Origin of the sequence: Isoptericola croceus (assembly GCF_029382255.1) — a bacterium.
In the GTDB taxonomy this organism is placed as follows: Bacteria; Actinomycetota; Actinomycetes; order Actinomycetales; family Cellulomonadaceae; genus Isoptericola; species Isoptericola croceus.
Genome location: NZ_JARLLG010000001.1, coordinates 1,093,045 through 1,106,473 on the forward strand (window position 1 = coordinate 1,093,045; position 13,429 = coordinate 1,106,473).

10 protein-coding genes are annotated in these 13,429 nt (G+C 68.5%); all 10 read left to right on the top strand.

Annotated features, from left to right (window positions below):
* The first annotated feature begins 18 nt into the window (after positions 1–18).
* The gene (locus PZC42_RS05035; RefSeq protein ID WP_277208964.1) at positions 19–810 is read left to right on the top strand and encodes a GNAT family N-acetyltransferase; all 792 of its coding nucleotides are present in this window, start codon (positions 19–21) and stop codon (positions 808–810) included.
* 16 nt (positions 811–826) lie between these two features.
* On the top strand, positions 827–1,042 hold the full coding sequence (locus PZC42_RS05040) for a hypothetical protein (protein ID WP_277208966.1): 216 nt from the start codon (positions 827–829) through the stop codon (positions 1,040–1,042).
* Between the two features lie 312 nt (positions 1,043–1,354).
* Positions 1,355–3,181, top strand: a complete 1,827-nt coding sequence (locus PZC42_RS05045) for an ABC transporter substrate-binding protein (RefSeq protein ID WP_277208968.1) — start codon at positions 1,355–1,357, stop codon at positions 3,179–3,181.
* Between the two features lie 164 nt (positions 3,182–3,345).
* Positions 3,346–4,866 carry an ABC transporter permease gene (locus PZC42_RS05050; protein ID WP_277208970.1) on the top strand — a complete coding sequence of 507 codons (1,521 nt, stop codon included), beginning with the start codon at positions 3,346–3,348 and terminating at the stop codon, positions 4,864–4,866.
* A gap of 45 nt (positions 4,867–4,911) precedes the next feature.
* Positions 4,912–5,820 (top strand): ABC transporter permease, encoded by a 909-nt coding sequence (locus PZC42_RS05055; RefSeq protein ID WP_277208971.1) that lies wholly within the window; start codon positions 4,912–4,914, stop codon positions 5,818–5,820.
* Positions 5,820–7,553: an ABC transporter ATP-binding protein gene (locus PZC42_RS05060; RefSeq protein ID WP_277208972.1), complete on the top strand. Its 1,734-nt coding sequence runs from the start codon at positions 5,820–5,822 to the stop codon at positions 7,551–7,553. The genes PZC42_RS05055 and PZC42_RS05060 overlap by 1 nt, the downstream gene beginning before the upstream one ends.
* A gap of 325 nt (positions 7,554–7,878) precedes the next feature.
* The gene (locus PZC42_RS05065) at positions 7,879–9,501 is read left to right on the top strand and encodes a peptide ABC transporter substrate-binding protein (RefSeq protein ID WP_277208973.1); all 1,623 of its coding nucleotides are present in this window, start codon (positions 7,879–7,881) and stop codon (positions 9,499–9,501) included.
* Positions 9,502–9,733: 232 nt separating this feature from the next.
* Positions 9,734–10,660: an ABC transporter permease gene (locus PZC42_RS05070; RefSeq protein ID WP_277208975.1), complete on the top strand. Its 927-nt coding sequence runs from the start codon at positions 9,734–9,736 to the stop codon at positions 10,658–10,660.
* Positions 10,653–11,633, top strand: coding sequence for an ABC transporter permease (locus PZC42_RS05075; protein WP_277208977.1), 981 nt, complete (start codon positions 10,653–10,655; stop codon positions 11,631–11,633). Before PZC42_RS05070 ends, PZC42_RS05075 begins: the two co-directional genes overlap by 8 nt.
* On the top strand, positions 11,630–13,387 hold the full coding sequence (locus PZC42_RS05080; RefSeq protein WP_277208979.1) for a dipeptide ABC transporter ATP-binding protein: 1,758 nt from the start codon (positions 11,630–11,632) through the stop codon (positions 13,385–13,387). Before PZC42_RS05075 ends, PZC42_RS05080 begins: the two co-directional genes overlap by 4 nt.
* Positions 13,388–13,429: the final 42 nt, after the last annotated feature.

Here is a 13,429-nt window from a genome sequence, read left to right on the forward strand (position 1 = left end):
CCTGGCAGTGTCGCCAGGATGACCGATGCCGCGCGGCTCCTGGCCGCCTATGACGAGCAGCTCCGCACCGACGCCGAGACTCCGTCCGCCCTCCGCGTCCGGCGGCTCGGTCCGCTGCGGCTGGTGACGTTCACGGGCGGACGTGGCTTCGTGACCTACCAGGACTTCGGCGGTGCCGACGGCGCTGCGGTCCGCGAGCTCGTCGCCCAGGCGATCGCGTCCTTTCGCGCCGACGAGGCGTTCGACCGTGCCGAGTGGAAGACGCGTGGCCACGACCACGCGCCGGGCCTGCACGAGGCGCTGGTCGACGCCGGGTTCGTCCCGGACGAGCCCGAGTCGATCATGATCGGTCCGGCGGCAGAGCTGGCGACGGTCGACGTTCCCCTGCCCGACGGCGTGACGTTGCGCCGCATCGTCGCCGAGGACGAGGGGCGGGCGATGCAGGCGATGGCTGACGAGGTCTTCGGGGACCCGCCGTCGGCCGGCAATGCCGACGCGATGCTCCGCCGCCAGGAGGTCGACCCGAGCATGGAGCTGTGGATCGCGGAGTCGGGCGGCGAGATCATCGGTGCCGGCCGGCTCGAGCCGGTGGCCGGCACGCAGTTCGCCGGCGTCTGGGGTGGTTCGATGCGTCCGCAGTGGCGCGGCCGCGGGATCTACCGTGCTCTCGTCGCGGCCCGGGCCCGGGCCGCGCTGGCCATGGGCAAGTCCCTCGTGCACAGCGACTCGACCGAGTTCTCCCGTCCGATCCTCGAGCGGTCGGGCATGGTCAAGGTGTCGACGACGACGCCGTACCGTTGGCGCCGCTGACCAGGATCGGAGACCGATGAGCCTGCAGGACGACCCGTTCGACTACCGCGTCACGAAGGACGGCCGTGTGCTCGTGAGCCGTGGCGGCCGGCTGGTGGTCGTCGTCTCTGGGGCGAAGGCAGACCGGCTCGTCGCACTCCTCGGGCGAGACGAGACCCGGGATCAGGAGCTCCTCGCTCGCGCGACCGGCAACTACCGCCGGGGGAACGAGAATCATGATCATCGTCCGTGAGTGGGCGAGAATGGGGGAAGAAACCTCTTTTGGAGTCCTTCCATAACACCGTCATATGATGATCGTGTGATGGAAGTGATCACCTTGTTTCGCGCGTGTTCCAGCGCAACCGGTGAAATCGTGCGACGTGCTTCTCGGCAGTCTCAGATCGGTAACAATCAACTCGAAAAGTGACGGCCGGGTGAATTGGGCCACTCGCGCCTGGGTACGGTGTGGCGAACACCACGGACCTCCCGAGGGTGAGACCGGCCACAGGCAGCACGTCTGGGCGTTCGCGCACGTCGGGGGGTCCTTCCCCTGAGGAGGAACCCAGTGAAGATCAGGCGAGCAAGCGCAGCCGTCGCGGCCGTCGCCGCGGGCGCCCTGCTGCTCTCGGCGTGCTCCAGCCCGGCGGCCGACAACGACCCCCAGACCGAGGACACCGCCGCGGACTCGATGGACGCCGAGCAGATCAGCGACCCGTGCAAGGTCGACACCGGCACGACCGAGACCGCTGAGGGCAACATCAAGTACTCGGTCGGCGAGGATGAGTTCCTCGGCTACAACTACCTCACCCCGGAGACGTACTCGACGTACAACAGCGCCGTCACCGAGCGCATGCTCGGGAGCTTCTGGTACTTCGGCGTCGACGGCACGATCTGCCACGACGAGGCCTTCGGCACCTACGAGGCCATCTCCGAGGAGCCGCTGCAGGTCCAGTACACGATCGCGGACGACGCGGTCTGGTCGGACGGCACGCCGATCACCTACGCGGACTTCCTGCTCGACTGGGCCGCTCAGGCGATCACCGAGGACGGCGCCGTGAGCGACGACGCCTCCGAGGACTCGCTCTTCAACCACAACTCCGGGCTCACCCTGGGCGACTACGTGCCCGAGGGCCCGCAGGCCGACGCGGCTGACGCCAAGTCGTTCCAGTACGACTACGAGCGGGTCTACGCCGACTGGGAGATCTTGATCGGCACCCCGTTCCCGGCCCACGTCGTCGCCGAGCAGGTCGGGATCTCCACCGAGGAGCTGGTGACCGCGATCCAGGAGCTCGACATGGACGTGCTGGAGGAGGCTGCCGAGTTCTGGAACACGGGCTGGCTGTCCAACCCGGGTGAGGTGCCGGACGTGGCCCTCGCGCCGTCGTCGGGCCCCTACACCTTCAAGGACGACGGCTGGGTCGCCGGCCAGTCCATCACCCTGACGGCGAACGAGAACTACTGGGGCACCCCGCCAGCGACGCAGGAGCTCACCTTCCGCTTCGCCGCGGCGGACACCCACGTCCAGGCGCTGCAGAACGGTGACCTCGATGTCATCGAGCCGCAGGCCACGGTCGACACGGTGGCGCAGCTCGAACAGCTGGGCGCCGCGGTGCAGATCACCACCGGTCAGACGCTGACCTGGGAGCACCTCGACTTCAACTTCAACAACGGGGTGTTCGCCGACAGCCTCGAGGCGCGCGAGGCGTTCGCGTACTGCGTGCCGCGGCAGAAGATCGTCGACGACCTGATCAAGCCGATCGACGACTCCGCCGTGGTCATGAACGCCCGCGAGGTGTTCCCGTTCCAGACGGAGCGGTACGACGAGGTCGTCGCCGAGTCGTACGACGGTCGCTACGACGAGGTCGACCTGGACATGGCCGCCGAGAAGTTCGAGGCTGCCGGGCTCGAGGAGGGCACCGAGGTTCGCATCGGCTACTCCGCGCCGAACCCGCGCCGTTCCGACGAGGTCAACTCGATCAAGGCGTCGTGCGACCAGGTGGGCTTCAACATCGTCGACGGCGGCTCGTCGGAGTTCTTCGACAAGGACCTGCCCAACGGTGACTACGAGGTCGCGCTGTTCGCGTGGGCCGGCTCGGGTCAGAAGGCCTCCGGTCAGAACATCTACGCGACCAACCAGCCGCAGAACTACGGCGGCTACTCGGACGACGTCGTCGACGAGGCGTGGGACACCCTCGCCTCGACGGCTGACGAGGCGGTGCACGTGGAGCAGACCAAGGTGATCGAGAAGCAGCTGTGGGACACGCTGTTCGGTATCCCGCTGTTCGCTCACCCGGGCGTCGGGGCGTACAGCTCCGACCTGGAGAACGTGCGCGACACCGCCGCGCAGTCCGGCATCGTGTGGAACTCCGAGCAGTGGGCTCGCACCTCCTGACGATCTGACGCACCAGCCGTGGGGCAGGGAGCAGGTCTTCCTGCCCCACGGCGCTGCCGTCAGGCTGCGACCGGGCGACGACCTCCCGGCCGGCGCCTGCGCCCCCACCGTTCCACCGATCTGACAGGCGACGGACCCGTCCGCCGCCCGTGAAGGGGCACCCCGTGCTCAAGTTCATCCTCCGACGGCTCGGCATCTCCGTCCTCGTCCTCTGGCTGGCGTCGGTCCTCATCTACTGGCTCGTGACGATCTCGGGCGACCCGTTGCAAGACCTGCGCGAGTCGAACGCGGACAACGCCGCGCAGCTCATGCAGGCACGCATCGACCTGATGAACCTCGACCAGCCGTGGTACCAGCGCTACTGGGACTGGCTCCAAGGCGTGACAGGGTGCTTCACCGGGTCGTGCGACCTGGGCAAGAACATCCACGGCGCCGACGTGCTGGTGCTGACCAGCCTGGCTGCGGGTTCGACCCTGCGGCTCGTCACGCTCGCCACGTTGCTGGCGATCGTGGTCGGCGTCGCGCTCGGCATCCTGACGGCGATCCGGCAGTACTCGGGCTTCGACTACGCGGTGACGTTCCTCGCCTTCCTCTTCTTCTCGCTGCCCGTGTTCTGGGCAGCGGTGCTCCTCAAGGAGTTCGGCGCGATCCGGTTCAACGACTGGATCGCCAGCGGCGACATGGAACCACCGATGGTCCTGGCCATCGCCGTGATCGGAGCGGTCCTCGTCGCCGCCGTGCTGGGCGGGCCCTGGAGACGGCGCCTGTACACCGCGGCCGGGACGTTCGCCTTCGCCACCGTGGTGCTCTACGTGCTGAACATCTTTGAGTGGTACCGCAACCCGTTCTTCGGCCTGGGCATGGTGCTGCTGACGGCAACAGGAGCGGCCGTCCTCACCACGGGCGTCGTGGCGGGGCTCGGCAACCGCCGGGTGCTGTACGGGGCGGTCACCACCGCCGTCGTCGGCACCGTGAGCTACCTGCTCGTCGCGAACCTGCTGCTGGAGCCCTCGTCGTGGTGGGTGCTCGTCGGACTGTTCGCGCTCGCCGTGGCGGTCTCGGTCGGGGTGGGCGCCGCCTGGGGCGGCTTCGCCCGTAAGCAGGCGATGCTCGTCTCGGCGATCACCGGCATCCTCACGTCGCTGGTCATCGTCTTCGACATCCTGGTGGCGAACTGGTCGAGCTTCCTGCAGCTCAAGCCCCGGCCGATCTCCACCATCGGTTCGCAGACCCCCAACTTCACCGGTGACTTCTGGGAGTCCGTGCTGGACACGGGGATGCAGCTCGTCCTGCCGACCATCCTGCTGACGCTGATCTCCGTCGCCTCGTACTCGCGCTACACGCGCTCGTCGATGCTCGAGACGATGAACCAGGACTACGTGCGCACCGCCCGGTCGAAGGGCCTGAGCGAGCGTGCGGTCATCACCAAGCACGCGTTCCGCAACGCGCTCATCCCGATCACCACGATCGTCGCGTTCGACTTCGCGAGCCTCATCGGCGGCGCGGTGATCACCGAGCGGGTCTTCGGGTGGAAGGGCATGGGCGCGCTGTTCATCGACGCGCTCAATGCCGTCGACCCGGCACCCGTCATGGCGTTCTTCCTCGTCACCGGCGTCGCCGCCATCGTGATGAACATGCTGGCGGACATCGCCTACGCCTTCCTCGACCCGCGGATCCGGCGGTGAGCACCATGACCGGAACCCGACTGCACCACCTCACCGGAGCGAGCCATGACTGACGCCGAGACCGTCGCCATCGAGGAGAAGTCGTACAGCCAGGGGCAGCTCGTCCGCCGCCGCTTCTTCCGTCACAAGGGTGCGATCGTCGCGATGGTCGTGCTGGCCGTCGTCGTCCTCGTGGCCTTCACCTCGATCGGGATCGGACCGATCCCGGGCTGGTGGGACAAGAACCCGTTCTCCCAGTACGAGAAGATCGGCACGGGGGCGCCCACCTGGGCGCACCCGTTCGGCCAGGACACGATCGGCAAGGACTACTTCGCCCTCGTGATGCTCGGCACCCAGAAGTCGATCATCATCGCGCTGGGGGTCGGGCTGATCTCGACGCTGATCGGCACCGTGATCGGTGCCTTCGCCGGCTACTACCGCGGCTGGGTCGAGTCGGCCCTCATGCGCCTGACCGACCTGCTCATCGTCATCCCGCTGCTGGTCCTGGCCGCGGTGCTCGGCAAGATCGCGAGCCCGTGGGGGATCTGGGGGCTGACGCTCATGCTCGGCCTCGTCACCTGGACCGGGCTGGCGAGGCTGGTGCGGGGGGAGGTGCTCTCCTTGCGCGAGCGGGACTTCGTCGTCGCCGCCACCGCGGTCGGTACCGGTGCGCGGCGCATCATCTTCAAGCACGTGCTGCCGAACGCCGTCGGCACCATCATCGTCTCGGCGACCCTGGCGATCTCGGCGGCGATCCTGCTGGAGACCTCCCTGAGCTTCCTCGGCTTCGGCGTGCAGCCGCCGGACACGTCGCTCGGCCGGCTCATCTCCGACTACCAGACCGCGTTCACGACGCGACCGTGGCTCTTCTGGTGGCCGGGTCTGATGATCCTCGCCATCGCGCTGAGCGTGAACTTCATCGGCGACGGCCTGCGCGACGCGTTCGACCCCCGCCAGAACAGGACCAAGGCCTGATGACCTCCCTCGACATCACCTCCTCGTCCGACGTCGTCACCCCCGGCGACGCCGTCCTGTCCTTCACCGACCTCGAGGTCACCTTCGGGACCGAGTTCGGCGACGTGCACGCCGTCAAGGGCGTCTCGCTCGAGGTCCACCCCGGCGAGGTCGTCGCCCTGGTGGGCGAGTCCGGCTCCGGCAAGTCCGTGACCTCGACGACGGCGCTCGGCCTGCTGCCGGGCAACGCCCGTGTCTCGGGCACCGTGCGCGTGGGCGACAAGGTCGTGGGGGATCTCGACCAGGCCGGGTTGCGCAAGATGCGCGGCAACGACATCGCCATGGTGTTCCAGGAACCGATGACGGCGCTCAACCCCGTGCTGACCATCGGGGACCAGCTCACCGAGGCGCTGCAGCTGCACGGCATCGCCTACGGCAGCCAGGCGATGGCCCGGGCGGCCGAGCTGCTGCGGATGGTCGGCATCCCCGAGCCGGAGCGGCGGCTCAAGCAGTACCCGCACGAGCTCTCGGGCGGGCAACGGCAGCGCGTCGTCATCGCGATGGCGATCTCCTGCGACCCGAAGGTCATCGTCGCCGACGAGCCCACCACGGCCCTCGACGTCACGGTGCAGGCGGACATCCTCGACCTGCTGCGGTCGCTGAAGGACAAGCTCGACACCGGCATCCTGCTCATCACCCACAACATGGGTGTGGTGGCGGACATGGCCGACCGGGTCGCCGTCATGCTCAAGGGCGACCTGGTGGAGACGGGGACCGCCGAGCAGGTCCTGACGGACCCGCAGCACGAGTACACCCGGCGCCTGCTCGGGGCCGTGCCCCACCTGGGGGCCGGCGCCGGTCAGAGCGACGTCGCCGCGGCTGAGCACGCGGGCACCCGGTCCCCGGCGCTCGTGCTGGACAACCTCGTCATCGAGTACCACCGGCTCGGCAGGCGGCCGTTCCGCGCCGTCGACGACGTGTCGTTCACCGTGGACCAGGGGGAGATCGTCGGCCTGGTCGGCGAGTCCGGCTCGGGCAAGTCGACCATCGGCAAGTGCGCCCTGGGCCTCATCCCGGCGGTCGCGGGCGGGGTGAACATCCTCGGCGAGGACTTCGCGGCACTGAACCGGAAGCAGCTCAAGGCGTTGCGCCGGCGGATCGGTGTCGTGTTCCAGGACCCGGCCGCCTCGATCAACCCGCGATTCCCCGTGGGCGAGGCCGTCGCGGAGCCGCTCGTGGTGCACCAGGTGGGTGACCAGAAGTCACGGCAGAAACGGGTGATGGAGCTGCTCGACGCGGTCGAGCTGCCCCGGTCCTTCTACAACCGGTACCCGCACGAGCTCTCCGGCGGGCAGCGGCAGCGGGTCTCCATCGCGCGGGCGCTCACCCTGGAGCCAGAGCTCCTCGTCGCCGACGAGCCGACGTCGGCGCTCGACGTGTCGGTGCAGGCCTCGGTCCTGGAGCTGTTCACCTCGTTGCAGCAGCAGTTCGGGTTCGCCTGCTTGTTCGTCAGCCACGACCTGGCGGTCATCGACATGCTCGCCCACAAGGTCGTCGTGCTGCAGAACGGCCGCATCGTCGAGCAGGGCGACCGGGACACGGTGCTGCGCAACCCGCGCGAGGACTACACCAAGCGGCTGCTGGCGGCCGCCCCCGTCCCGGACCCCCTCGAGCAGAAGCAGCGGCGCGACGACAGGCACCGGCTCCTGGCCGAGCTCGGCGACGAGGTGGTCGAGCTGCGTGTCGGAGACTGAACGGGTGCCTGCGGTGAAGGGAAATCGATGGCGCGCGGCCCGGGTCGTCGGCCTGTCCGATGTGCCCTGCTGTGACAGACTGGCCGCGTCATACTGTGACGAAAACCACATCTTGCGGAAGGAGAAGCGCTGACGCGCAACCTCGAGTTTCGCCCGCGTTCCGATCGGGTCACGATCGAGGCACCCGCACACTTTTGGGTGACCCGGGACACGATCGGGGGGTTAGGCTCCTTCCCGCATGGTGCCACGTGCGCCCATCCGCGCCCGGGCACCACCGCCCCCGGACATCCATGCCGGGGGTGTGCACACCTACACAGGAGGACACGTGACACCTCGACGACGTCTAGCAGGCATCGGAGCCTTCACCCTGGCTTCGGCGCTGCTGCTCACTGCGTGCGGAGACTCGGGCTCCGACGACGGCGACACGACCGCTGAAGGCGACGGTGCTGGCACCGGCATCGTCACGGTGAGCAGCGGTGAGCCGGAGAACCCCCTGGTCCCCGGGATGACCAGCGAGGTCTACGGCGGGCTCGTGGTCAAGAACATCTACTCCGGCCTCGTCTACTACGACGCCGACGGTGCCGTCCACAACGAGGTCGCCGAGTCGATCGAGTCCGACGACAACGTCACCTGGACCATCACGCTCCAGGACGGCTGGACCTTCACCGACGGCACGCCGGTGACCGCGAGCAGCTTCGTCGACGCCTGGAACTACGCGGCCCTGCTCAGCAACGAGCAGCTCTCGCAGTACTTCTTCCACGACTTCGCCGGCTACTCCGACGAGGAGGACTCCGAGCTGGAGCTCGAGGTCGTCGACGAGCTGACCTTCACGGTCGAGCTGATGGCTCCGGCCGCCGACTTCACGCAGTGGCTCGGCTACACGGCCTTCGCCCCGCTGCCGGAGGCCTTCTTCGAGGACCCGGACGGCTTCGGCGAGAAGCCGATCAGCAACGGGCCCTACCTCGTCGAGGAGTGGTCCCACGACGACCAGATCTCCCTGCGCCCCAACCCCGACTACGCCGGTGAGCAGGTGCCCCAGAACGGCGGCGTCGACCTGATCGCCTACACCTCCGAGGACACGGCGTACAACGACCTGCTCGGGAACAACCTCGACATCGTCCCGAACGTGCCGACCTCGGCCTTCGCGACCTTCGAGGACCAGCTGGGCGACCGGGCCGTCAACCAGCCGGCCGCGCTGACCCAGGTCATGAACGTCCCCGAGTGGCTCGAGGAGTTCCAGGGCGAGGCCGGCGTCATGCGCCGTGCCGCGGTGTCGATGGCGATCGACCGTGAGTCGATCACCGAGACCCTCTACCAGGGCAGCCGGACCCCCGCGTCCGACTTCAGCTCGCCGATCGTCTACGGCTGGTCCGACGACATCCCGGGCAACGAGATCACCGAGTACAACCCGGACGAGGCCAAGGCGCTGTGGGACGAGGCCCAGTCGATGGACCCGATCGATGACGACTACACCCTGCAGATCGCGTCGAACGCCGACTCCGACCACCAGACGTGGATCGACGCGGCGTGCAACACGATCCGCAGCACGCTCGAGATCGGGTGCGAGTTCTACCCGTACACGACCTTCGACGAGTTCCTGTCGGACCGTCGCTCGGGTGACGTCCCGGGCATCTTCCGTGGCGGCTGGCAGGGCGACTGGCCCTCGATGAGCAACTTCCTCGGGCCGATCTACGGCACGGGTGCTGGCTCCAACCACCACCTGTACTCGAACGAGGCGTTCGACGACAAGCTCCGCGAGGCGTCCCTCGCCGAGGACCCCGACGAGGCCGTCACGCTCTACAAGGAAGCCCAGGCGATCCTGTTCGAGGACGTCCCCGGCATCCCGCTGTGGTACCAGAACGCGACCGCCGGCTACTCCGAGTCGATCGAGAACGTCGAGTTCGGCTGGGACAGCGACCCGATCCTGTACCAGATCACCAAGGAGTAACACCCCGCTGACCGGACGCCGTCCTCGCGCCGAGCGAGGGCGGCGTCCGGTCGCGAGTTTCCACGGTGTCGACGGCGTCCGGTACGGTCTGACGTCGACCACTCGACGGCGGGGAGCGCGAGGCACGCCGACTCGGACGTGCCCGTGCTCCACCGCTCCTCGCGGCACACCGCGACGAGACGAAGCCCGTAGCCCGGGGTGAACCTCCGGGCACACGAGGAGAAAATTTCCCATGCTCTGGTATCTCGGACGCAGGCTCCTGCAGGTGATCCCTGTGTTCCTGGGGGCCACCCTCCTGCTCTACGCCCTGGTGTTCCTCCGGCCCGGAGACCCGGTGGCGGCACTCGGTGGCGAGCGAGGTCTGCCCGAGGCGGTGGCGGAGCAGATCCGCGCCGACTACAACCTGGACAAGCCCTTCTTCGTCCAGTACCTGCTGTTCCTTCGGGGCGTCGTCACGCTCGACTTCGGCGTCGACTTCCGGGGGCGTGAGGTCTCCGAGGTGATCGCGAACGCCTTCCCCGTGACGATCCAGCTCGCCCTCATGGCGCTGATCATCGAGGCCGTCTTCGGGGTCGGCTTCGGTCTGATCGCGGGCATGCGCAAGGGCAAGCTCTTCGACGCCACGGCCCTCGTGGTCAGCCTGCTCTTCATCGCGGTGCCGACGTTCGTCGTGGGCTTCGTCATGCAGATCGTCATCGGCGTCAACCTCGGCTGGCTGCCGGTGACCGTGGGCCGAGATCCTGACGTGATCAGTCTGCTCATGCCGGCGCTCGTGCTCGCAGCGGTGTCCTTCGCCTACGTGCTGCGGCTGACGCGGACGTCCGTGGTGGAGAACCTGTCGGCGGACTATGTCCGGACGGCGCGGGCGCGAGGCCTGAGCCGTTCACAGGTGACCGGCCGGCACGTGCTGCGCAACTCGCTCATCCCCGTGGTGACGTTCCTCGGAGCGGACATCGGCGCGCTCATGTCGGGCGCGATCATCACGGAGGGCATCTTCAACATCAACGGTGTGGGCGGCACGCTGTACGACGCGATCATCCGCGGCGAGAGCATCACCGTCGTCTCGCTGACCACCGTGCTCGTCATGGTCTACATCGGGGCGAACCTCCTCGTGGACCTGCTGTACGCCGCCCTCGACCCGAGGATCCGTTATGCCTGAGAACCGCTACGAGAACCCCGGCGGACCGGGGACGCCGATGCCGCGCCCGGGACAGGAGCGCTACGTCGCCGCGGTCGACGAGGGTGGCCTCGGCGCCGTCGACGCGGTCAAGACCGACGAGGCGCCCACCAGCTTCTGGCGCGACGCCTGGCACCAGATGCGCAGCCGACCCCTGTTCTGGGTCGCCGCGGTCATCATGACGTTGGTGGTGCTCCTCGCGGCCTTCCCCGGCCTCTTCACATCGGTGGACCCGCGCACCTGCAACCTGTCGATGTCGTTGCAGGGGCCGCAGCCGGGACATCCCTTCGGGTTCGACCGGCAGGGTTGCGATATCTACTCGCGCACGATCTACGGTGCGCGCGCCTCGGTCGTGGTCGGTCTGCTGGCGACCACGATGGTCGTGGTCTTCGGCACGCTCATGGGTTCTGTCGCCGGCTACTACGGCAAGTGGTTCGACACCGTCCTGAGCCGGGTGACGGACATCTTCTTCGCGATCCCGCTGGTCCTGGCGGCGATCGTGATCTTGTCGATCATGACCAACCGGACCAGCTTCACGGTCGCGCTCGTGCTCGCGCTGTTCGGCTGGCCGCAGATCGCCCGCATCACGCGCGGCACCGTGATGTCGGTGAAGAACAACGAGTTCGTCACGGCCGCGAAGTCGCTGGGCATGGGACGCGGCCGGATCCTCGTGCGCCACGTGCTGCCGAACTCCGCGGCGCCGATCATCGTCTACGCGACGGTCGCGCTCGGCCAGTTCATCGTCGCCGAGGCGACGCTGAGCTTCCTGGGCATCGGCCTGCCGCCGTGGACCGTCTCCTGGGGCGGTGACATCTCCGCCGGGCAGGAGGCGATCCGCACCGCCCCGGAGATCCTCCTCTACCCGGCCGGGGGCCTGGCCCTGACCGTGCTCGGCTTCATGATGATGGGCGACGTCGTGCGCGACGCCCTCGACCCGAAGGCTCGCAAGCGATGACCACCCAGTTCCCCGTGACGAACGACGGCGCCGACGGCACCCCTGGTCCCGCGCCCGTCGACACCAGCAAGCCGCTGCTCGAGATCCGTGACCTGGAGATCTCGTTCGCCACCGGTGGCGGCCAGGTACGGGCGGTCCGCGGAATGGACCTGACTGTCTACCCCGGGCAGAGCGTGGCGATCGTCGGCGAGTCCGGTTCGGGCAAGTCGACGACCGCGGCCGCGATCATCGACCTGCTGCCGGGCACCGGCAAGGTGACCGGCGGTTCGATCCGGTTCGAGGGGCGCGAGCTCGTCGGGGCGTCCCGGGCCGAGAAGGAGGCCCTGCGGGGCCGGGCGATCGGCCTGGTGCCGCAGGACCCGATGTCCAACCTCAACCCCGTCTGGCGGATCGGCACCCAGGTCGAGGAGGCGCTCAAGGCCAACGGCTTCAAGGGCTCGCGGACCGAGCTGCGCGCACGGGTCGCCGAGGTGCTCGCCGAGGCGGGCCTGCCCGACTCGGCGCGGCGGGCTCGGCAGTACCCGCACGAGTTCTCCGGCGGCATGCGCCAGCGGGCGCTCATCGGCATCGGGCTGGCCTCGCGGCCGCAGCTCCTCATCGCCGACGAACCCACGTCGGCCCTGGACGTCACCGTGCAGCGCCAGATCCTCGACCACCTCGGCGACATGACGCGCGACCTCGGGACGGCGCTGCTGTTCATCACCCACGATCTCGGCCTCGCGGCCGAGCGTGCCGAGCACCTGCTGGTGATGTTCAAGGGCAAGGTCGTCGAGTCGGGCCCTGCTCGGGCGATCCTCGCCGACCCGCAGCACCCGTACACAAAGCGCCTGGTGAAGTCCGCACCGTCCCTGGCCTCGCGACGCATCCAGTCCGCTCACGTGCACGGCGAGGAGTCCGCGGAGGTGCTGGCCCACCACGTGGACGAGACCCCGGTCGTGGCGGGCCCCGCCGTCGTCGTCGAGGCGAAGAACCTCACCAAGGTCTTCTCGATCCGGGGGTCGCGCCCGGGTTCCTCGACGGACTTCACCGCGGTGGACGACGTCTCGTTCACCCTCGGCCGTGGGCGAACGCTCGCGATCGTGGGGGAGTCCGGCTCCGGCAAGTCCACCGCCGCCAACATGGTCCTGGGGCTGCTGGAACCGACGTCGGGCACCGTGGAGTTCGACGGCGTCGACGTGGCGTCGCTGAACACGAAGGACGCCTTCGCCTTCCGACGGCGCGTCCAGCCGGTGTTCCAGAACCCGTACGGCTCGTTGGACCCCATGTTCTCGATCTTCCGGTCGATCGAGGAGCCGCTCAAGCTGCACGGGGTCGGCAACAGGTCCGAGCGTGAGGCGCGGGTGCGCGAGCTGCTCGACTTGGTGTCGCTGCCGCAGTCGGCCATGCGGCGCTTCCCGAACGAGCTGTCGGGCGGTCAGCGGCAGCGCATCGCCATCGCGCGAGCGCTGGCGCTCAAGCCCGAGGTCGTCGTGCTCGACGAGGCGGTCTCTGCTCTCGACGTGCTCGTTCAGGCCCAGGTCCTCGAGCTCCTGGGCGACCTGCAGTCCGAGCTCGGGCTGAGCTACCTGTTCATCACGCACGACCTGGCCGTGGTCCGGCAGATAGCCGACGACGTGGTGGTGATGCAGCACGGCAAGGTCGTCGAGCAGGCCTCCACCGACGAGGTCTTCGACACCCCGCGCGAGCAGTACACGCGTGACCTGCTGGCGGCGATCCCCGGTGCGGGGCTGGTCGGCGACGAGATCGCCGGCTGAGCGGAGGAGCGGGTTTGCCCTGGTCGTCGAATCGCGACAGGG

Coding starts and splice junctions, on each gene's coding strand:
- PZC42_RS05035 (WP_277208964.1), top strand. CDS start 19: ATGACCGATGCCGCGCGGCTCCTGGCCGCCTATGACGAGCAGCTCCGC.
- PZC42_RS05040 (WP_277208966.1), top strand. CDS start 827: ATGAGCCTGCAGGACGACCCGTTCGACTACCGCGTCACGAAGGACGGC.
- PZC42_RS05055 (WP_277208971.1), top strand. CDS start 4,912: ATGACTGACGCCGAGACCGTCGCCATCGAGGAGAAGTCGTACAGCCAG.
- PZC42_RS05060 (WP_277208972.1), top strand. CDS start 5,820: ATGACCTCCCTCGACATCACCTCCTCGTCCGACGTCGTCACCCCCGGC.
- PZC42_RS05070 (WP_277208975.1), top strand. CDS start 9,734: ATGCTCTGGTATCTCGGACGCAGGCTCCTGCAGGTGATCCCTGTGTTC.
- PZC42_RS05075 (WP_277208977.1), top strand. CDS start 10,653: ATGCCTGAGAACCGCTACGAGAACCCCGGCGGACCGGGGACGCCGATG.
- PZC42_RS05080 (WP_277208979.1), top strand. CDS start 11,630: ATGACCACCCAGTTCCCCGTGACGAACGACGGCGCCGACGGCACCCCT.